We start from the raw sequence: 18,719 nt of genomic DNA, 5'->3' as shown, positions 1-18,719 counted from the left end.
TAATGACATCAGCGTTTTCCCAGGAACAACTAGCTCAACAACTGATCCAAGTTTTAGGTGAGTCGCTATCAGAGCGAGAAATTGAAAGGTGCTTGGTAGGGGTAGAAGTTGTGGAACCACCAGTAGCCAAGCAATTTTGGCAAGCCGCAACCGCGCCTAATGGCATTTATATTGTCCTCAAGGGTAAAGTCAGACTTTTAGATGGTTCTAATAACTTAATCACCACCCTGACAATCGGAGGCTGTTTTGGTGAACTGACTTTATTTCCCGAAGCCAAGTTTAGCCCTTATGTCGCTAGAGCTTCTGTCAATCTAAAACTTGCCTATTTTCCCCAAGCCGCCTTACAAGAAGTGATCCGCAAACATGGGAGTATCTGCGATCGCCTCAAACAACGTGCTGAAGTGTGGGACTTACTATTATTATGTTGCCAAAGCACCCTGATTCCTCACAACGGCTCTGTAGAAGGGGTTCTCAAAGCACTGTCTTTATTTGAACGACACACATTAGACAGTGGGCCACCTGCATCTGAGTTATTTCAAGATACCAAACTTTGGTTACTACACCAGGGAGAACTATTACACACTGATGGACGCAAATTAACACCAGGAAACATCTATGTGTATCCCCAACAAGATAGTTGGCAAGCGACACAAGCATCAACTGTTTACAGCCTGAGAAATGCTGATTGGCAAAGAGCCATAGAATACTGGCCCCAATTGACACAGTTAGCCAACTTGCAAGAACGCCAAGATGCTGACAATAATTCTCTGGTGGTAGAAAATAAATCCCCAAAAATTAGCCAATTACCCCTACCAGATCCAGAACCCCAAAAGAAGCAAAAACGAGCTTATTTTCCTAGTCCCAAAGTTAAAGCAGGGCATTGGTGGGGACATTTAACTAAACGGTATCCCTTCTTTGAACAACAAAGTGCCTCAGATTGTGGCGCGGCTTGCTTAGTGATGATTAGTCGCTATTGGGGCAAGCGTTTGAGTGTCAATCGACTGCGAGATTTAGCCAATATTAATCGTACTGGTGCATCACTACGGGGTTTAACAACGGCGGCGGAAAGTATTGGTTTTACCACCCGTCCGGTAAAAGCCAGCCTAGATAAATTAGCCCAACAAACCCTACCTGCGATCGCCCACTGGGAAGGCAAACATTATATTGTTGTTTACGAAGTCAGCAAAAAATATGTGATTGTGGGTGATCCTGCCATTAGTCAACGCACCCTCACCCATGAAGAATTTAAAACTGGTTGGACTGGTTATGCGTTGTTATTGCAACCCACAGCCCTCCTCAAAGAAACCGCAGAAACGAGTACACAATTCTGGCAGTTATTTGATTTAATCAAACCCCACTCCAAAGTTTTGCTAGAAGTCTTCATGGCTTCAGTATTAATTCAAATCTTTGGACTAGTTACACCTTTATTTACCCAGTTGCTATTAGACCGGGTAGTGGTGCAGGGAAGTACCCTGACATTAAACGCTGTGGGTTTAGGGTTACTAATATTTGGCTTGTTCAGTGTGGTCATGAACGGACTGCGGCAATATCTCCTAGACCACACAGCCAACCGCGTTAGCGTAGCTTTGTTGGTAGGTTTTATTAAACACACCTTCCGCTTACCTTTAGCTTTTTTTGAGTCACGTTATGTAGGGGATATTATTTCCCGTGTCCAAGAAAACTATAAAATTCAGCGATTTCTCACCGGAGAAGCTTTATCCATCACATTGGATTTGTTGACAGTTTTTATCTACGTGGGATTAATGTTTTGGTACAGTGCATCAATGGCGTTGCTGAGTTTAGCTATCGTCCCACCATTTTTTATTCTGGCAGTTGTCGCCACACCTTTCTTTCGCCGCATTAACCGCGAAGCTTTTAACGCCACAGCCAGCGAAAACAGTTATCTGATTCAATCCCTCACAGGTATTAGCTCAATTCGCTCAATGGCAATTGAACAGACAGTGCGCTGGCATTGGGAAGAGCTATTGAACAATGTGATCAAGAAAACCTTTATGGGTCAGATAATTAGTAACCAAATGCAACTTTTTAGCTCCGCCATTGAGACTTTAGCAACTACAGGATTACTGTGGTTTGGAGCTTGGTTAGTAATTCAAAACGAACTCACCATTGGACAATTAGTTGCTTTCAATATGTTATTGGGCAATATTATTCGTCCTTTTCAAAGATTAGTAGTTTTGTGGAACCAATTTCAGGAGATAGTAATTGCTACTGAGCGCATCAATGATGTTTTAGAAGCCGAACCAGAAGAAGATTTACACCATAAACCCCGGCAGTTTATCACTAGATTAGAAGGTCACATTAAATTTGAAAATGTCACTTTTCGCTATCACCCAGAAAGTGATATTAATGTCCTAGAAAATCTCAACTTTGAAATTCTGCCTGAGCAAACGGTAGCAGTCGTAGGGCGTAGCGGTTCCGGGAAAACTACCCTCTCCAAACTGATTTTAGGACTATATCTGCCGACAGATGGCAGAGTATTAATTGACGCTCAAGATGTGACTAGTATTTCCTTGCGATCGCTACGTTCACAAATTGGTGTAGTTGACCAAGATACCTTTTTGTTTGGTGGCACCATCCGAGAAAACATCAACATCGCCCATCCAGAAGCCTCCTTAGAAGAAATCATGGAAGCCGCACGGTTAGCAGGAGCAGATGAATTCATCAAACTCATGCCCAGCGGCTACGAAACCCAAATTGGTGAAGGTGGGGGGATGTTATCGGGAGGACAACGCCAACGCCTAGCCATTGCCCGTGCTTTACTGGGTAATCCGCGCTTACTACTTTTAGACGAAGCAACCAGCCACCTCGATGCCGAATCAGAGCGGATTATCCAAAATAACCTGAAAACAATTCTCAAAGGGCGCACAAGTTTGATTATTGCCCATCGCCTGTCCACAGTGCGTCATGCCGACCTCATTCTGGTATTAGATCGTGGCTTACTTGTCGAAAGCGGCACTCACGATGAATTAATTGCCAGCAGAGGTCATTATTATTACCTCAACCAGCAACAACTGGCACCAACCGCTTAAAAACCTGGGAAGTATCCGAAGTGATTAGGGACTGGGGACAAATCAATTCAAAATCGAGACTTTTAATTACGAATTACGAATTGTCCCAATTCCCTTGCAATTAAATTGTTGAATTACTCATGCCAAATTTATCTCAACATTTATCATCTGTACTTGCGATACCAAAGCAAGATCAGCCTCCCCAGGTTGAAGATTCTCGTGCTGTTGTTGATTATCAAACCCAGGTAGCAACTGAGGCCAATGATTGGTTTTACGGTACAGAAGAACTGTTAGATGCTTTACCAAGGGTCTGGACACGTTCCATGCTGTACTTTTTGGTAGCATTTGCTGCCATCGTTTTACCTTGGTCGATGCTCACCAAAATTGATGAAACAGGTAGTGCTAGAGGGCGTTTAGAGCCTCAAGGAGCAACCCATCAATTGGGGATTCCTGTTCCTGGGAGTGTGAAAACTGTGAATGTGCAAGAAGGCTCGACGGTGCAAGCCGGACAGGTTTTGATGGAATTAGACTCTGATATTCTGCAAACAGAATTGCAACAAGCCCAGACACAACTAAAAGGATTAGGCGATCGCCAAGCGCAACTCAAGCTACTGCAAAACCAATTAATGCTGGCGATTAACATTCAAGAGCAACAAAACCAAGCTCAAGAATTGGAAAAACTGTCTCAAGTGAATCAGGCCCAGCAACAACTTGATGCTAGACAAAGTGCCTATAACTTACAGAGATTAGAAAGACAGGCTTTAGTTGAGCAAGCTAGACAAAACATTAATTCTAGCCAAACTGCCGAAAAGTTAGTCCAGAGTCGTTTTAACCGAGATTTCGCGGAAATTGACCGCTATCGTCAATTATATGAGCAAGGTGCAATTCCCCAAATTCAAGTTGTGGAACTAGAAAAAACGGCAGAGGAAAGCCAACGTTTACACTTGCAAGCACAATCTGAAGTCACCCAAGCTCAACTGCGTTTAAGAGAAGAAACGAGTCGTTATCAAGCGACTATGAGCCAAATTGTCGCAGATATTCAACAAGCCAAACTACGCCTCCAAGAGCAGCAAAGCAGCTATCAAAGCGTCGTCCAAGCAGGCAAACTGGCTCTACTGAGAAGCCAGGAACAACTCAAAGACATGGAAAGGCAAATTAGTACCATCAACTCAGAAATAGCTCAAACTCAAAGTCAGATTCAGGGTTTGCAGATTCAGCTACAACAGCGAGTAGTGCGATCGCCTATTGATGGCATCATTTTTGAAATGCCTGTGCAAAAACCAGGCCCTGTGGTGGAACCAGGACAAATAGTGGCCCACATAGCACCTAAGGGTAGTAAATTAATCCTCAAAGCCCAAATACCCAGTCAAAATAGCGGTTTCTTAGAAGTGGGAATGCCAGTCAAAATCAAATTTGATGCCTATCCCTTCCAAGATTATGGAGTGCTTGAGGGACGTGTTAGTTGGATTTCACCTAACTCCAGAGTTCAAACTAGTAATCAAGGTAGCGTAGATACTTATGAATTAGATATCACTCTAGATCAGCCTTATATGGAAGCTGGTAACAGACAAATCGCCCTCACACCTGGTCAAACAGCAACCGCAGAGGTGATTATTCGTCAACGTCGAGTCATTGACTTCATCTTAGATCCATTCAAAAAATTACAAAAAGGCGGTCTGGAACTGTAGTCAACACTCAAAGATAGTAACTTAGGCTAGGAGTAGGAAATAGGGACTAGGATTCTTTTTGAACGCAATTTAACGTAAGTTTGATGAACCTCTCCTCAACCCCTCTCCGACGCGGAAAGGGGCAAAAATATCCTTAATTACCAACGAAAGTTAAATATTACCCCTCTTTTGATAATTTTTGAAAGCTGATAAAGGAGGGGTATATGCAATTGTTATTAATCTAATTAATAAAAAATAGTTGCTCATACAATAACCTTTAATTTAAATATTAAAACTATCATCAGATAGAGACAATAAAAGATATATCAAGTGAAGATGATGAATACAATACTGATTTGTCTGTAAACCATCAGCAACTAATGTTTGGTTAGTTGGTTAATTGGAGGAATTTAACTATGTCAAATATTTTAAAAGTGTCCAGTGACGATATTATTTACTATATAAAACTAGCTTGCCAAATACCTGGAGTGTTAGAGGCGATCGCCACTCAAAAAATCATTGCTGATGCTGCCGATAAAGCTGGAGTTGAAATCACCACAGAAGAACTACAACAAGCAGCAGACAACCTCCGTTTAGCTAACAGACTGCTTAAAGCTGAAGATACTTGGGCTTGGTTAGAAAAACATCATCTATCTCTAGATGAATTAGAAGAAATAGCCAAAATTAACCTGTTATCTTCCAAATTAGCAAATCATTTATTTGCAGATAAAATTGAACCATTTTTTTATGCACATCAACGCAACTATTCTGGAGCAGTCACTTACGAAGTTGTTTTAGATGATGAAGATTTGGCTTTAGAACTATTTTATGCCCTCCAAGAAGGCGAAATCAGTTTCCAAGAAATTGCTCGCCAATACATCCAACATCCAGAAATTCGTCGTGCTGGTGGCTACCAGGGAATCCGCCGTCGTGTTGATTTCCGACCTGAGGTAGCAGCAGCAGTTTTCGCCGCTACTCCCCCACAAATTTTGAAGCCCATAATGACACCAAAAGGAGTGCATATTATTGCAGTTGAGGAAATCATTAAACCAGAATTAGATGAAAATCTGCGTATGCAAATTATGGGAGATTTTTTTACAAATTGGTTACAGCAACAAATCGCTACTATAGAAGTTGTGGCGCATCTTCCAGAAAATAGCAATTCTTTGATACCACAAAATCTGCTCAAACCAGCTTAATTTCCGATCAAGTCATCTCAGTTGAGTAGGTTGCTTTGTTCGCGTCAGCGTTGCGGAGCAATGAAAGGAAACCCAACATTTTGCGGGGTTTGTTGGGTTTCACTATCGCTCAACCTACATTGATTGAGTAATTTATTTTTCGGTAATCCCTAAGCAGTGAACCATTCTGGGCCAAATCTTTCTTCTTCAGCTACGAAAGATTCAGTGGCTGTTGTGCCATCCACAGACCAAATTCTATCTACACCTGCTTGTTGATCACGCCAGTAGATGTCGGTTTTGCCATCACCATTGAAGTCGCCCAAGGATGGCGTTAAAGTAGGATCATTACTGGGAAGAAAAGCTTCAGTAGCTATTGTTGAGCCATTCATCAACCAAGCAGTGTTTTCACCAGTTACCTGATTGCGCCAGAAGATATCAGTTTGACCATCACCATTGAAATCACCAATAGAAGATGTCCAAGATGAGTCTAGTGTAGGTAGGACACCTTCAGTAGCTAAGATACCGTTCATTGTCCAAATCTTGTTCTCACCTGTTGCTGCGTTGCGCCATAGCAAATCAGTTCTCAAGTCACCGTTGAAATCACCAACAGTAAAGTCCCAACCTACTTCTTGTGATTGCAGCGCAAACTCAGTCTTGTTGGTGCCATTCATAAACCAAGCTTTATTTTCACCAGTGGTTTCGTTGCGCCAGAAAATGTCACTTCTGCCATTAGCGGTGAAATCAACAATGGTGGGAGCGAATGCTGTATCAGTGGTTTCTAGAACAGTGGCATCAACAACTCTGGTGCCATCCATCGTCCAAATCGCATTTTGACCAGTTTGTGCATTATGCCAGAAAATATCGGTCTTGCGATCGCCATTAAAATCACCAATTTTAGCATTCCAGTTGGGGTCAACGGTTTCCAATGCTACTGTATCAGCAATTCTGGTGCCATCCATTAATACAATACGATTCTCACCTGTTGCTTGATTACGCAACAAGAAATCAGTCTTACCATCGCCATTAAAATCGGCAATTGTATAACTCATGGCTGATAAGTCAAATTGACCTAAAGAAGCCTGCTCAACTACTCTGGTACCATCCATTAAGCGAACAACAATTTCACCAGTTTCAGCATTAACCCAAAGTTTATCTGTTTTGCCGTCACCGTTGAAATCAGGTACAATCGCCGCACTTGTTAAGTAAGGATTGGGATTGGGGTTGGCTCCTCCAAATAAGTTTTGAGGTGTTGGTGTAGTTCCAAATGATGAGGAACTACTACTCATTGGTAAAGACGAAGAATCTAATAGAAAATCATTACTCAATAAAGATTCAGATTTTGCTAAAGAAGTAGCAAACAAATTCGCTTCTGGTTGCTTTGACTGTGATAACATAATGTATTTTATGACTGGTTGTCTTCTCAGTTTTACCTCTTGCGTTTAGTTAAATTCTGTACTCAAAAAACATTTGTTGTGATTTAAATGTTTTGCTTATAAACATTTTATTTTTATAAATATCATGTTCTGCCTACATTTGTTTGGCGGGTAAATTGTTTTTATAATGTCAAGATATGCCTATATTGTTTTGAGCTTTAGATATAAATTGTCAAACCGCCAAGATGCTAATAACGCCAAGAGAATTAACCAATAATTTCAGGAATCATTTAGAAGTACTAGCTAGAAAAACATGGATGTTGTCACCGCATAACACACTTAAAATACTCAAGTGATGAATATGTCATAATTGATGATTGGAGATAAAATAAGGATTTGCCTCAATAATTTAAATTAGAAATTACAAAAAGGCATAATCTCCAATTATCAAAAGTGTACACTAATACTAAAATTGACAATTTGATTCACTATGCAAGCAGAATATCGGCAGCGTCGCAAACAGTTAATGGCAAAAATTGGTAACAGCACAGCCATTTTTCGGAGTGCGCCAATGGCAGTGATGCACAACGATGTCGAATATACTTATCGCCAAGACAGTGATTTTTTCTATCTGACTGGGTTTAATGAACCGCAAGCAGTAGCAGTTTTAGCACCACATCACCCAGAACATCGCTTTGTGCTGTTTGTACAACCGAAGGATCGAGAAAAGGAAGTTTGGACGGGTTATCTTTGTGGGGTAGATGCAGCCAAGGAAATATATGGTGCAGATGCAGCTTACCCTATTGCCGAACTAGATGAAAAGTTGCCCCAGTACTTGGAAAAAGCCGATCGCATTTATTATCATTTAGGACGCGATCGCAATTTTAATGACAAAATTCTCGGACATTACCAAAGCTTACTGCGGTCTTATCCCAAGCGGGGTACAGGGCCAATTGCCATTCAAGATACTGGTAGCATCCTCCACAGCATGAGGTTGGTGAAAAGTGAAGCGGAATTAGACTTGATGCGCCAAGCTGCTGCAATTGCTGTAGAAGCACATAACCGCGCCATCGAATTTACCGCACCTGGACGTTATGAATATGAAGTCCAAGCAGAAATAGAACATATATTTAAGCTACGGGGTGGGATGGGGCCAGCTTATCCTTCCATTGTGGCTGCTGGTGCTAATGCCTGTGTATTACATTACATCGAGAATAATCGGCAAATGCAGGATGAAGAATTGCTGCTGATTGATGCGGGTTGTGCTTATGGTTATTACAACTCTGATATTACTCGGACTTTCCCTGTAGGTGGTAAGTTTACATCAGAGCAAAAGACATTATATGAGATTGTCTTAGAAGCACAAAAACAGGCGATCGCTCAAGTACAGCCAGGTAATAGTTTTAACGCAGTTCATGATACAGCAGTACGAGTTATCACAGAAGGCTTAGTAGAATTGGGCATCCTCAAGGGCGAAATTGACAAGTTAATTGAAGAAGAAAAATATAAACCCTATTATATGCATCGTACCAGCCATTGGTTAGGCTTAGATGTTCATGATGTGGGTGTTTATCAACATGGTGAAGATAAACCGCAGATTTTGCAACCCGGTCAAGTGCTGACGGTAGAACCAGGAATATATATTGTTCCCGATACCAAATTAGCAGAAGACCAACCAGCAACAGACCCGCGCTGGGTGGGGATTGGTATTCGCATTGAAGATGATGTTTTGGTGACACCCACAGGACATGAAGTGTTAACAGCGGGGGTTCCCAAGGAAGTTAGCGAACTAGAAAGATAAAACAACTGGGATGGTGTATACCATCCCCAACTTGTCTGTGACTGAAACCCCTTATCTCAGATCTTGCACCAGGCGACTGGAAGTCACGGCTACACAGGCCAAACCCGCCTACGCGGGTTAGAATCCTTGATTTTCCGTAAGTCCGCGCAGGACGTTCGGCGAAGCTCAGTCGAGCCGCGGACTTCGTTTGTATAGCCGCGATTTATAATCGCCAGGGCTAGGTGCAATATCTCAGTTATGCACTTTGCTCATGTTCTATTGGTATTAGTTGAATTACTACCCGATGATTGAGAGCGTGAGCAACCTTTTGCAACATCGAAAGTGAGTGACCCTCATAATTAGCATCTTCTAAACTTGCAATCACAGGTTGTTTTGTACCAATAAGTTCAGCTAATTGTTTCTGAGTTAATCCTGCTTTAGTTCTAGCTTCATAAATCAGCTGCGCTACCTCTGCATTAATAGAGGCTTCTTCTACCATTACTTCCAAATCAGGTTCACTTCTAGTTATTTTGTCAATAATTTTGATTGCATCACTAATCTTCGCCATTTTTTTGTTCCTCTTCGTAGGTATGAGCTTCTGAATTTTCTTCAAATAAAAGCTTTCTTGCTATTGCTCGTTCAATATCAATGGGTGGGACTGCGACTTCTTCTTTGGTTATGGCGTGTGCGAGAATCGCTACATTTTGCCCATGAAAGAAATATAGAATGCGGTATTGCACATGAATATGCTTTGCCCGTAGCTCATATATACCATCCTTCAAGTAATCTGCTGCCGGACGACGAAGTTCATAACCTGAGTCTGCAAGTTGTTTAATTCGAGCAACACAATTGGCATAACCTTTGCGGTTTTCTTTCACAAGTTGCATCAGCCATTGCAGGACAGGCACTTCTCCATCCTCTTCTTGGTAGAAAACAACATGGGTTTTAGGCACAGCATATCCTCTAAATTAAATAGATATCAATATTGTTATCTTCATCAGGTTGAGAAAACCATATAAAATAGCAAAATATCTCGTTAAATTTAAGAGCGATCGCATATATCTTCTACCGAAACAGATATATCTGGAAATGCCAATGGTTGAATAGTTCCTGTAGTCAATGTCTGTTTTGTCGCGTATTCACCATCTAAAATGTTCATGTAAAATTCTGACATCTTGCACTCAGCCCTGTATTCCCAAGTCAGTTTCGTTGCCACAATCTTAAAATCAAGTGAGTTGCGCTTCGATATAATCGACTTGACTTGACGGTTGTGGAATCTCCTCTCCGTCCTCATGTAACCCTTCCAAATGAAATTGAAGGGCTTGAGTAATTAAAACCTTGACTTCTGCTAAAGTCTCCCTTACAGCTACACATCCAGGTAAATCAGGAATATAAGCCCCGTAGCTGTTCTCTCCTTTTTCAAACACAACAGCGTAGTGCATTAGTTATCTTCCTCCAATTGAGCCTGTTTCCAGATGCTTTTAAGAGTGCCTACAGGAACATAAATTTAAGCATAGCTGAAAATTTCCTACAACCATAAAAAATGAGGATGGCGTACACCATCCCCAAAATTAAGCAATCATAGAAAACGAAATTCAATCTTGAACAACGCCCTTAGCTGTGAATAGCCGGAGTAGTCAAGGCTACAGGTACAACCTCACTTGTTGCTAAATCTAAAGGGAAGTTGTGCGCGTTGCGTTCATGCATTACTTCCATTCCTAAATTAGCCCGGTTAATAACATCAGCCCAGGTATTAATGACCCGCCCTTGAGCGTCAATTACAGATTGATTAAAGTTGAATCCGTTCAAATTAAACGCCATTGTGCTGATACCCAAAGCAGTGAACCAGATACCAATCACAGGTAAAGCTGCTAAGACAAAGTGCAGTGAACGGGAATTACGAAAGCTGACATATTGCCAGAATAGCCTTCCCAGATAACCATGAGCTGCAACAATGTTGTAGGTTTCTTGTTCTTGGCCGAACTTATAACCATAGTTAGCAGATTCGGTATCACTGGTTTCTCGTACCAAAGTTGAAGTAACCAAGGAACCGTGCATGGCGGAAATTAAAGCACCACCAAATACACCAATCACGCCTAACTGATGGAATGGGTGCATCAAAATATTGTGTTCAGCTTGGAACACCAACATAAAATTAAATGTTCCAGAAATACCCAAAGGCATACCATCAGAAAAAGAACCTTGACCGATGGGGTAAATTAAGAAGACTGCGGTAGCACTAGCTAAAGGTGCGCTGTAAGCTACGCAAATCCAAGGACGCATCCCCAAGCGGTAAGATAATTCCCATTGACGACCTAAATAACAGGTGCAGCCAATCAAGAAGTGAAAAATGATCAGCTGGTAAGGGCCACCGTTGTACAACCACTCATCTAAAGAAGCAGCTTCCCAGATGGGGTAGAAGTGTAAGCCAATGGCGTTAGAAGAAGGTACGACTGCACCAGAAATAATGTTATTGCCATAAATTAAAGAACCGGCAACAGGTTCGCGGATACCATCGATATCTACGGGAGGTGCAGCAATAAAGGCGATGATAAAGCAACTGGTGGCAGTTAAAAGAGTGGGAATCATCAAAACACCGAACCAACCGATGTAAAGACGGTTATCAGTGCTAGTAATCCACTCACAGAAACGTTCCCAGACATTAACGCTAGAGCGTCTTTGTAAGGTGGTAGTCATAGATTAAAATAATTCCAATGATTTTGTGAATGATTTAAAGTTGCTGTTTCTTGGGAATCAACAACTGATAGCATCATAGAAAAGCTGCTAATTGTTTGCAGTAATTAAAAGTTATTTAAAGTTATCAATCATAGTTATCTTTAGTAAGCAATATTAGACAAATGACTGTCGAAGAAGCCTTAGTAATTGTAGAAAGCATTCTGGGAAGCGCATCTTTAAATGATTTACAAGAAATCATCTTGCGACAGTCGTGGGAACAAAAAACCTATCCAGAAATTGCTGAGAAATTTGGTTATGATGCTGACTACATCAAAATTGTGGGCTTTCGACTGTGGAAAAGTCTTTCTCAAGCAATGGGAGAAAAAGTAACTAAAGATAACCTCCGCGCCTCTCTCAGAAGATGGTATTCCCAGCAACTTGTTACTCCCACTCCCCATTATGACTGGGGTGAAGCGCCTGATGTATCTATTTTTTATGGTCGTTATCAAGAAGTAACAACTTTAGAAAAATGGATTATTCAAGACCGTTGTCGGCTAGTGGCGCTATTAGGTATTGGGGGAATTGGCAAAACTTCTTTATCTGTGAAATTGGGTGAAAGACTTCAGAAAAACTTTGAGTATGTGATTTGGCGATCGCTCCAAAATTCCCCTACAATTACATCACTGTTAACTAATCTGATTCAAGTTATTTCTCATCACCAAGAAGGTCATGTATCTGCATCTATCTTTGAGCAGATTTCTTTATTACTTAGCTATCTACAAAAACATCGCTGTCTAATAATTCTCGATAATGCAGAGATTATTTTGAATGGTTGTGAAGGTCGCACAGGTCAATATCGTCCTGGTTATGAAGGGTATGGCGAACTGTTTAAAAGAATTGGTGAATTTCGTCATCAAAGTTGTTTACTGCTAACCAGTCGAGAAAAACCTAAAGAAGTAGCAATACTAGAAGGTGAAATTTTACCAGTCAAGTCTTTGCCATTATCAGGTTTATCAATTACTGATGGAAAAGCAATCTTTAATTGTAAAGGAAGTTTTACTGCTGCAAAAAATGAATGGCAAACTTTAATTCAATCTTATGCAGGCAATCCATTGGCATTGAAGATTGTCGCTACTACCATTCGTGATTTATTTGATAGTCAAATCAGTGATTTTCTGGCTGAAGGAACTGTAGTTTTCGGTGATATTCAAGATTTAATCGAACAACAATTTCAACGATTATCAGATTTAGAAAAACAAGTGATGTACTGTTTAGCCATCAACCGCGAACCTGTAAATTTTCCAGAAATTCACTCGGATTTACTTTTTCCCATTTCCTCGGCGCAACTTCTAGACGCACTAGAAAGTTTAGAAAGGCGTAGTCTAATTGAAAAAGGTAGTGGCTTATTTACATTACAGCCTGTGTTAATGGAATATATGACCAGTTGTTTAATTCAACAAGTCTGTGATGAAATTAATACTCAAAATATTTCCTTATTCAAAACCCATGCGCTAATTAAAGCGACTGCTAAAGATTATATTCAATAAATTCAAATTTATCTGATTTTGAAGCCTATTATTAAACAATTACTTGCTACTTTTGGTGATACTCAACGCATTGCTGCACACCTAATCACAATTCTGGCATCTTTACGGAAACAAAAACCGATTGATACCGGATATACGGGCGGTAACACAATTAATTTACTCCGACAAATGCAAGTTGATTTAAGTGATTATGACTTTTCTTATTTAACAATTTGGCAAGCTGATTTAAAAAGTATTAACTTACACAATACTAACTTTGCTTACTCAAATTTCAGCAAATCTACCTTTACAGCCAATCTTAGTTACACCTTTACAGTAGCAATTAGTCCTGATGGTACTTTGTTAGCAACAGGCGATAGTCATGGGAAAATTTCTCTTTGGCAAATCTCAGACGGACAGCAAAGCTTAAGTTGGGAAGCACACGGAGGTTGGGCGCGTTCTCTGGTTTTTAGCGCCGATGGTCAAACTTTATTTAGTGGTAGTGATGAACGAATCATTAAAAAATGGAATTACCAAACAGGTCAATGTCTGCAAACTTATACAGGTCATACTAGTTTTGTTTGGTCTGTGGCCTTGCTGGAAAGTGAAAATTGTTCAGTACTAGCAAGTAGCGGCGTTGACCTGACCATTCGCTTTTGGGATATCGAAACAGGAGAATGTTTAAAAACTCTGCTAGGACATACAAATTGGATTTGGTCTATTGCTTTAAGTCCAGATGCTCAAATTTTAGCTAGTGGTAGTGCTGACCAAAGAATCAAATTTTGGGATGTAACCACTGGGGAATGCTTAAAAACCCTACAAGAACACACAGATGTAATTTGGGCTGTAGTATTTAGTACGGATGGTAAAACTTTAGTCAGTGGTAGTGCTGATTGTACTATCAAGTTTTGGTGTGTAGATACAGGAAATTCTTTAGCCACACTCAATGGTCATACAGGCGCTGTTTGGTGTTTAGCTTGTAGTCAGGATGGCACAACTTTAGCCAGTGGTGGTGCAGATACCACAATTCGTCTTTGGGATATGCACACAGGAGAATGTCGCCAAACTTTACAAGGACATACTAATGGGATTCGTTCCCTGGTTTTTAGTCCTGATAGTCAAACTCTCATTGCTAGTGATGAAGACCAAACAATCAAGTTTTGGGATATTCGCACAGGACGTTGTACGAAAACCTTTCCAGGATATAGTAGCGGTGTTTGGGCGCTGGCTGTTTCTCCATTGACGAATAATTCTCCACCGCAAATTTTAGCCAGTGGTCATGAAGACCAGACAGTGAAACTGTGGGATATTCAAACGGGAAAATGTTTGAAGACTTTGCAAGGACATACCCATTGGGTGCGAACTGTAGCTTATAGTCCTGACGGTAAGACGTTGGCTAGTGGTGGTGCTGATGGAACTGTAAGAATTTGGGACGCACAAACAGGAAAATGCTTACATATCTGTCGTGGTCATGTAGAGTGGTTAATCTCTCTGGCTTACAGTCCTGATGGTAAAACTTTAGCTACTGGTTCTACTGACCGTCAGATGAGGCTATGGGATGTGAAAACAGGGGAATGTATTTATTTATTTCATCATAATCATGCGATCGCCTTTGTAACTTACAGTCCTGATGGCCAACTTTTGATTAGTTCTGGTGCAGAAGAAATAATTAGAGGTTGGGATGTAGCGACAAAAGAATGTTGCAAAATTTTTACAGGACATAGCAATGCAGTTTGGTTAACTAAGTTCAGTCCTGATAGTAAAACCTTAGCCAGTGGTAGCGAAGATAAAACAATCAAAATTTGGGATGTTCAAACCTGCGAATGTATAAAAACCCTAAAAGGACATACTGAACCAATCATTACAGTAGCTTATAGCCCAGATGGCCGTCTATTAGCTAGTGGAGGTAAAGACCAAACAGTCAGAATTTGGAATATTGAGACTGGGGAATGTTTAAAAGTACTACAAGGTCATACACGATGGATTTATGCAGTGACTTTTATCTATCTTCAGTCAGATAAAAAACCTCTCTTAGTGAGTAGTAGCGAAGACCAAACTATCCAACTATGGGATGTTGACACTGGTGAATGTATTAAAATTCTCAGCACTCCCCGACCTTACGAAAATATGAATATTGCAGGAGTTATTGGTTTAACGCAGTCCCAGCAACAAACACTTTTAGATCTGGGCGCAAAAATTACAAAACAGGAGGTTGATATAAGTTAACTTTTATTGTCATTTTTCTAATTCATCTAATAAATATAGATACAATAAAAGCTTTTTGAATTTTGACTTCCGCGTAGCGGTACTAGTCTCTAGTCCCTTTTTCTACGATTCATGCTTTTTCAAGGTAGGCATGGAATGAACATGAGAGCCTGGCTCGGAAAATTCACATATAGGGTTAAATGGGCAAAATCGGCAGTGATAACCTGGATTGGGAGGGAAAATTTTGCTGAAATTACTAGTTTTTTCGTGATATTTTTGCAAGTCGTATTGATGTTTGTGGGCAATGTTTGCTAAATCAAGCTTTAATGATTCTAATTCGCTATTATTGATGCTAATTAAATCAGATTTTTTAGATAGTTCTAAATTATAAAACGATGCTACCGCTGGTAATCCAGGATAAAGATAACGAGCGGCTAGTAAATAAACTAATGCTTGTCTGTGGTCAAAAGCAGATTTACCCGTTTTGAAATCTAAAATATGTAAAGTGCGATCGGATTCAATAAAAACGCAGTCCATCGCCGCATACAAACGGAAGCGGTAAGCTTCTTGATCAATAAAAATAGGTTTGGGAAATCCCTCATCCCCCGGAGTTAATTGGATAATTTGTTTGTTGATTAATAATGGTTCATCATAATACTTTTGTAAAATTTGCAACACGCGCTGTTGTACTTGATAAGTTGAGTTACTTAATTTGAGAATTTGTGCAACTTGTTCTACACCGTCTGATTGCTGTAACAAATGTCTATTATGATGGAATTCATAAACGCCTTTTTGGGCGAGGATGCCAATCCGCTGGGGTGCAGTGGCTTTACCTAATAGTGCTTTAACTTGTGGCTCATGTTGGCGCGCTTTAATAAATCCCCGTCTCATCTGGCAATGCCAACGTTCTTGCCCTGTAGCTGGGGCAACTAGAGACCAAAGGTGATAACTGGCAAAAGGTCGATCAGGAGTTGACATTGCTCAATAGCAGTGAGAAAAAATACGTTCGGGGAGACTTGCGGCTACGCACGCTTTGCGAGAAGCTTCCTATAGTACTGAAGATGGACGGGAGACAGTGGCATCTATGAGCGCTAGTAGTAATTCCAGCAAGATAAAATTTGGTACTGACGGTTGGAGAGGGATTATTGCCGATGATTTTACTTTTCCCAATGTGCGGAAAGTAACAAGAGCGATCGCAAGTTACCTCGAAACAGCCTATTCAAAAGATAGACCAGTTCTTATTGCCTACGATACTCGGTTTTTAGCTGACCAGTTTGCCCAAACAGCGGCTGAAGTCTTAGCAGACTTGGGTTGGACTGTGAAAATTACTGATCGGGATTGCCCTACACCAGTAATTGCCTACAACGCCCGTCTCTTAAATTCCGCTGGGGCGTTAATGTTTACCGCCAGCCATAATCCAGCACCTTACTGTGGGATTAAATATATCCCTGATTATGCTGGGCCTGCCACTCCAGAGATTACTGATACTATTGTGGCAAATATTGAAAGTGCATCGGATGCACTGCCCGATAATATTCCTGTGGGTAAAATTTCCATTTTTGATCCCAAACCAGATTACCTAAAATTTATCTACACCTTACTCGATGTAGAACGGATCAGAAGTGCGAATTTAAAGGTAAAGTACGATGCCCTTTATTCTACCTCTCGCGGCTACTTGGATGAAGTTTTGCAATACTGCGGTTGTCAGTTAGAAAGCTTCAACATCAAACGGGATGTGTTATTTGGCGGCGGAATGCCCGAACCTAAAGGCGAACAATTGGTTGGGTTAGTGGAAGCAGTACGTGCCGATAAAGCTGATTTAGGCTTGGCTACAGATGGTGATGCTGATCGCTTTGGTATCGTGGATGAATTAGGTAATTTCCTGACTCCTAATACTGTGCTGCTGTTGTTAGCCCGTCATTTAATTAAAAACAGAGGTAAAAGCGGCGCTATAGTACGTACTGTAGCTACAACTCACCTGCTGGATAATTTTGCAGCTAAACATGGGTTGCCAATTTATGAAACAGCTGTTGGCTTTAAATACATTGGTGAAAAAATGCGGGAAACTGCCGTACTGATTGGGGGTGAAGAATCAGGCGGTTTAAGTGTAATTGGGCATATTCCTGAAAAAGACGGCATTTTAGCTGATATGTTGGTGGCAGAAGCCATCGCCTATGAAGGTAAACCTCTGAGTCAACTTGTCAAGGAAGCGATCGCCGAAGCTGATGGCCCACTTTACAATAACCGTCTGGACTTGCATCTGACAGAGGCACACAAAACCGCTGTTATCGACTCCTTTACTAAAAATCCCCCTGCTGAGGTAGCCGGGATTAAAGTCAAAGAAGTCGGACGCAAAGACGGGATTAAGTTGTATTTAGAAGAAGGTAGCTGGATTTTACTGCGTCCTTCCGGTACAGAACCCCTGGTACGCGTTTACATGGAAACCAACTCTCCAGAGAAACTGAGCAAAATCGCTCAAGAAATGGAAAGTGCCATCGCTAAACTAGAAACAGTAGCAGTCTAGTAAAACCTCACCTCTAACCTCTCTCCTTACCAAGAGGAGAGGGGAAGTAAATTATTATGAAAACTTTGACTCCTATTTTAATATCTCTAGTAGCAGCTATTTGGGTAATAGCGATCGCTATTATTTCCGTCCAAAATGCCACACCTGTATCTTTGAAATTCTTAACATTTCAATCAATTCAAATACCTGTTGGTTTGGTGCTGGCCTTTAGCGCCGGTATTGGTTTAATTGGTATGGCATTACTGCAACCTCTGTGGGGTCTGGCGGGTTCTTGGCAAGGTAAATCTAGGTTAGATGACGATGCTGAGTTTTTCGTTGATGATGAAGATTTTTAGGTAAAGTTTGTAATCTGGTGCATTCCGATTTTATCTAAACTCGTCAATCTTGAGATGCGTTTGTCCTGACACGACTTGCAAGCCAAAATGGAATGCCAATCCCCACAAATTGAGCCACAATCATGCTGATATTTGCTTGGACAACAAAAATATCAATAGGCTCAATCAGTTGCCCTGTGCGATAGACAGCAGCGCCTTGTGGAACTGATAATGTTTTGAGAAGCAATGCTCCAATAATTGTTTGGATACTCAGTAATGTCAATAACATTGCTGCCAAGTTCACTGAAACTCCTAGTTGCAAAACTTGAATTATTTCCTTGCGGCTAGGATGTAAAGCTGGTTCTGGGGCTGACAATTGTTGCCCATTATTTAGAAAATTTCTGTCTATGTATGAATGCAGGCAAGCGGCCACAACCCCGGTTTATT

General features: G+C 40.9%; 15 protein-coding genes and 1 pseudogene. 8 read left to right on the top strand and 8 right to left on the bottom strand.

Annotated elements, in window-relative coordinates; translation table 11 throughout:
* The first annotated feature begins 2 nt into the window (after positions 1-2).
* The 3 genes from ACM0OS_RS04370 (at position 3) to ACM0OS_RS04360 (ending at position 5,895) form a co-directional block, all read left to right on the top strand.
* Positions 3-3,050: an ABC transporter transmembrane domain-containing protein gene (locus ACM0OS_RS04370; RefSeq protein ID WP_414541938.1), complete on the top strand. Its 3,048-nt coding sequence runs from the start codon at positions 3-5 to the stop codon at positions 3,048-3,050.
* Between the two features lie 119 nt (positions 3,051-3,169).
* Positions 3,170-4,717: an HlyD family efflux transporter periplasmic adaptor subunit gene (locus ACM0OS_RS04365; protein ID WP_414541937.1), complete on the top strand. Its 1,548-nt coding sequence runs from the start codon at positions 3,170-3,172 to the stop codon at positions 4,715-4,717.
* Positions 4,718-5,112: 395 nt separating this feature from the next.
* Positions 5,113-5,895 (top strand): peptidylprolyl isomerase, encoded by a 783-nt coding sequence (locus ACM0OS_RS04360; protein WP_414541936.1) that lies wholly within the window; start codon positions 5,113-5,115, stop codon positions 5,893-5,895.
* Between the two features lie 149 nt (positions 5,896-6,044).
* On the opposite strand, the gene ACM0OS_RS04355 is transcribed toward ACM0OS_RS04360, so the two are convergent.
* Positions 6,045-7,268, bottom strand: a complete 1,224-nt coding sequence (locus tag ACM0OS_RS04355; RefSeq protein ID WP_414541935.1) for an FG-GAP repeat domain-containing protein — start codon at positions 7,266-7,268, stop codon at positions 6,045-6,047.
* 469 nt (positions 7,269-7,737) lie between these two features.
* Here ACM0OS_RS04355 and ACM0OS_RS04350 point away from each other — a divergent pair, with 469 nt between their 5' ends.
* Complete coding sequence (locus ACM0OS_RS04350) at positions 7,738-9,048, top strand: aminopeptidase P N-terminal domain-containing protein (protein ID WP_414541934.1); 1,311 nt, start codon at positions 7,738-7,740, stop codon at positions 9,046-9,048.
* Between the two features lie 235 nt (positions 9,049-9,283).
* Here ACM0OS_RS04350 and ACM0OS_RS04345 read toward each other — a convergent pair whose 3' ends face one another.
* From ACM0OS_RS04345 to psbA, 5 genes and pseudogenes are all read right to left on the bottom strand, one after another.
* On the bottom strand, positions 9,284-9,595 hold the full coding sequence (locus ACM0OS_RS04345; RefSeq protein ID WP_414541933.1) for a helix-turn-helix domain-containing protein: 312 nt from the start codon (positions 9,593-9,595) through the stop codon (positions 9,284-9,286).
* Complete coding sequence (locus ACM0OS_RS04340; RefSeq protein WP_414541932.1) at positions 9,582-9,980, bottom strand: type II toxin-antitoxin system RelE/ParE family toxin; 399 nt, start codon at positions 9,978-9,980, stop codon at positions 9,582-9,584. The genes ACM0OS_RS04345 and ACM0OS_RS04340 overlap by 14 nt, the downstream gene beginning before the upstream one ends.
* A gap of 89 nt (positions 9,981-10,069) precedes the next feature.
* Positions 10,070-10,177, bottom strand: a pseudogene (locus ACM0OS_RS04335) (Uma2 family endonuclease); the annotation flags it as partial.
* Positions 10,178-10,253: 76 nt separating this feature from the next.
* The gene (locus ACM0OS_RS04330) at positions 10,254-10,469 is read right to left on the bottom strand and encodes a type II toxin-antitoxin system HicB family antitoxin (RefSeq protein WP_414541931.1); all 216 of its coding nucleotides are present in this window, start codon (positions 10,467-10,469) and stop codon (positions 10,254-10,256) included.
* 172 nt (positions 10,470-10,641) lie between these two features.
* Positions 10,642-11,724 carry a photosystem II q(b) protein gene (gene psbA, locus ACM0OS_RS04325; protein ID WP_414541930.1) on the bottom strand — a complete coding sequence of 361 codons (1,083 nt, stop codon included), beginning with the start codon at positions 11,722-11,724 and terminating at the stop codon, positions 10,642-10,644.
* A 161-nt stretch (positions 11,725-11,885) separates the two neighbouring features.
* Between psbA and ACM0OS_RS04320 the strand changes: the two genes are divergently transcribed.
* Both ACM0OS_RS04320 and ACM0OS_RS04315 read left to right on the top strand, forming a co-directional pair.
* On the top strand, positions 11,886-13,250 hold the full coding sequence (locus ACM0OS_RS04320; RefSeq protein WP_414541929.1) for an NB-ARC domain-containing protein: 1,365 nt from the start codon (positions 11,886-11,888) through the stop codon (positions 13,248-13,250).
* An 18-nt stretch (positions 13,251-13,268) separates the two neighbouring features.
* Positions 13,269-15,455, top strand: a complete 2,187-nt coding sequence (locus ACM0OS_RS04315) for a WD40 repeat domain-containing protein (RefSeq protein WP_414541928.1) — start codon at positions 13,269-13,271, stop codon at positions 15,453-15,455.
* Positions 15,456-15,557: 102 nt separating this feature from the next.
* Here the strand turns inward: ACM0OS_RS04315 and ACM0OS_RS04310 are convergent, their stop codons facing one another.
* Positions 15,558-16,412, bottom strand: coding sequence for a PD-(D/E)XK nuclease family protein (locus ACM0OS_RS04310; protein WP_414541927.1), 855 nt, complete (start codon positions 16,410-16,412; stop codon positions 15,558-15,560).
* A 106-nt stretch (positions 16,413-16,518) separates the two neighbouring features.
* Between ACM0OS_RS04310 and ACM0OS_RS04305 the strand changes: the two genes are divergently transcribed.
* Together ACM0OS_RS04305 and ACM0OS_RS04300 are read left to right on the top strand one after the other, a co-directional pair.
* On the top strand, positions 16,519-17,958 hold the full coding sequence (locus ACM0OS_RS04305; RefSeq protein ID WP_414541970.1) for a phosphoglucomutase/phosphomannomutase family protein: 1,440 nt from the start codon (positions 16,519-16,521) through the stop codon (positions 17,956-17,958).
* Between the two features lie 56 nt (positions 17,959-18,014).
* Positions 18,015-18,293 (top strand): LapA family protein, encoded by a 279-nt coding sequence (locus ACM0OS_RS04300; RefSeq protein ID WP_414541926.1) that lies wholly within the window; start codon positions 18,015-18,017, stop codon positions 18,291-18,293.
* 43 nt (positions 18,294-18,336) lie between these two features.
* On the opposite strand, the gene ACM0OS_RS04295 is transcribed toward ACM0OS_RS04300, so the two are convergent.
* Positions 18,337-18,705, bottom strand: a complete 369-nt coding sequence (locus ACM0OS_RS04295) for a DUF3611 family protein (RefSeq protein ID WP_414541925.1) — start codon at positions 18,703-18,705, stop codon at positions 18,337-18,339.
* Positions 18,706-18,719: the final 14 nt, after the last annotated feature.

The sequence above is a fragment of the Nostoc sp. CCY0012 genome, from assembly GCF_963920855.1.
Lineage (GTDB): Bacteria > Cyanobacteriota > Cyanobacteriia > Cyanobacteriales > Nostocaceae > Cyanocohniella.
This window is presented reverse-complemented; position numbering and strand designations above follow the sequence as displayed.

Coding starts and splice junctions, on each gene's coding strand:
- ACM0OS_RS04370 (WP_414541938.1), top strand. CDS start 3: ATGACATCAGCGTTTTCCCAGGAACAACTAGCTCAACAACTGATCCAA.
- ACM0OS_RS04365 (WP_414541937.1), top strand. CDS start 3,170: ATGCCAAATTTATCTCAACATTTATCATCTGTACTTGCGATACCAAAG.
- ACM0OS_RS04360 (WP_414541936.1), top strand. CDS start 5,113: ATGTCAAATATTTTAAAAGTGTCCAGTGACGATATTATTTACTATATA.
- ACM0OS_RS04355 (WP_414541935.1), bottom strand. CDS start 7,268: ATGTTATCACAGTCAAAGCAACCAGAAGCGAATTTGTTTGCTACTTCT.
- ACM0OS_RS04350 (WP_414541934.1), top strand. CDS start 7,738: ATGCAAGCAGAATATCGGCAGCGTCGCAAACAGTTAATGGCAAAAATT.
- ACM0OS_RS04345 (WP_414541933.1), bottom strand. CDS start 9,595: ATGGCGAAGATTAGTGATGCAATCAAAATTATTGACAAAATAACTAGA.
- ACM0OS_RS04330 (WP_414541931.1), bottom strand. CDS start 10,469: ATGCACTACGCTGTTGTGTTTGAAAAAGGAGAGAACAGCTACGGGGCT.
- psbA (WP_414541930.1), bottom strand. CDS start 11,724: ATGACTACCACCTTACAAAGACGCTCTAGCGTTAATGTCTGGGAACGT.
- ACM0OS_RS04320 (WP_414541929.1), top strand. CDS start 11,886: ATGACTGTCGAAGAAGCCTTAGTAATTGTAGAAAGCATTCTGGGAAGC.
- ACM0OS_RS04310 (WP_414541927.1), bottom strand. CDS start 16,412: ATGTCAACTCCTGATCGACCTTTTGCCAGTTATCACCTTTGGTCTCTA.
- ACM0OS_RS04305 (WP_414541970.1), top strand. CDS start 16,519: ATGAGCGCTAGTAGTAATTCCAGCAAGATAAAATTTGGTACTGACGGT.
- ACM0OS_RS04300 (WP_414541926.1), top strand. CDS start 18,015: ATGAAAACTTTGACTCCTATTTTAATATCTCTAGTAGCAGCTATTTGG.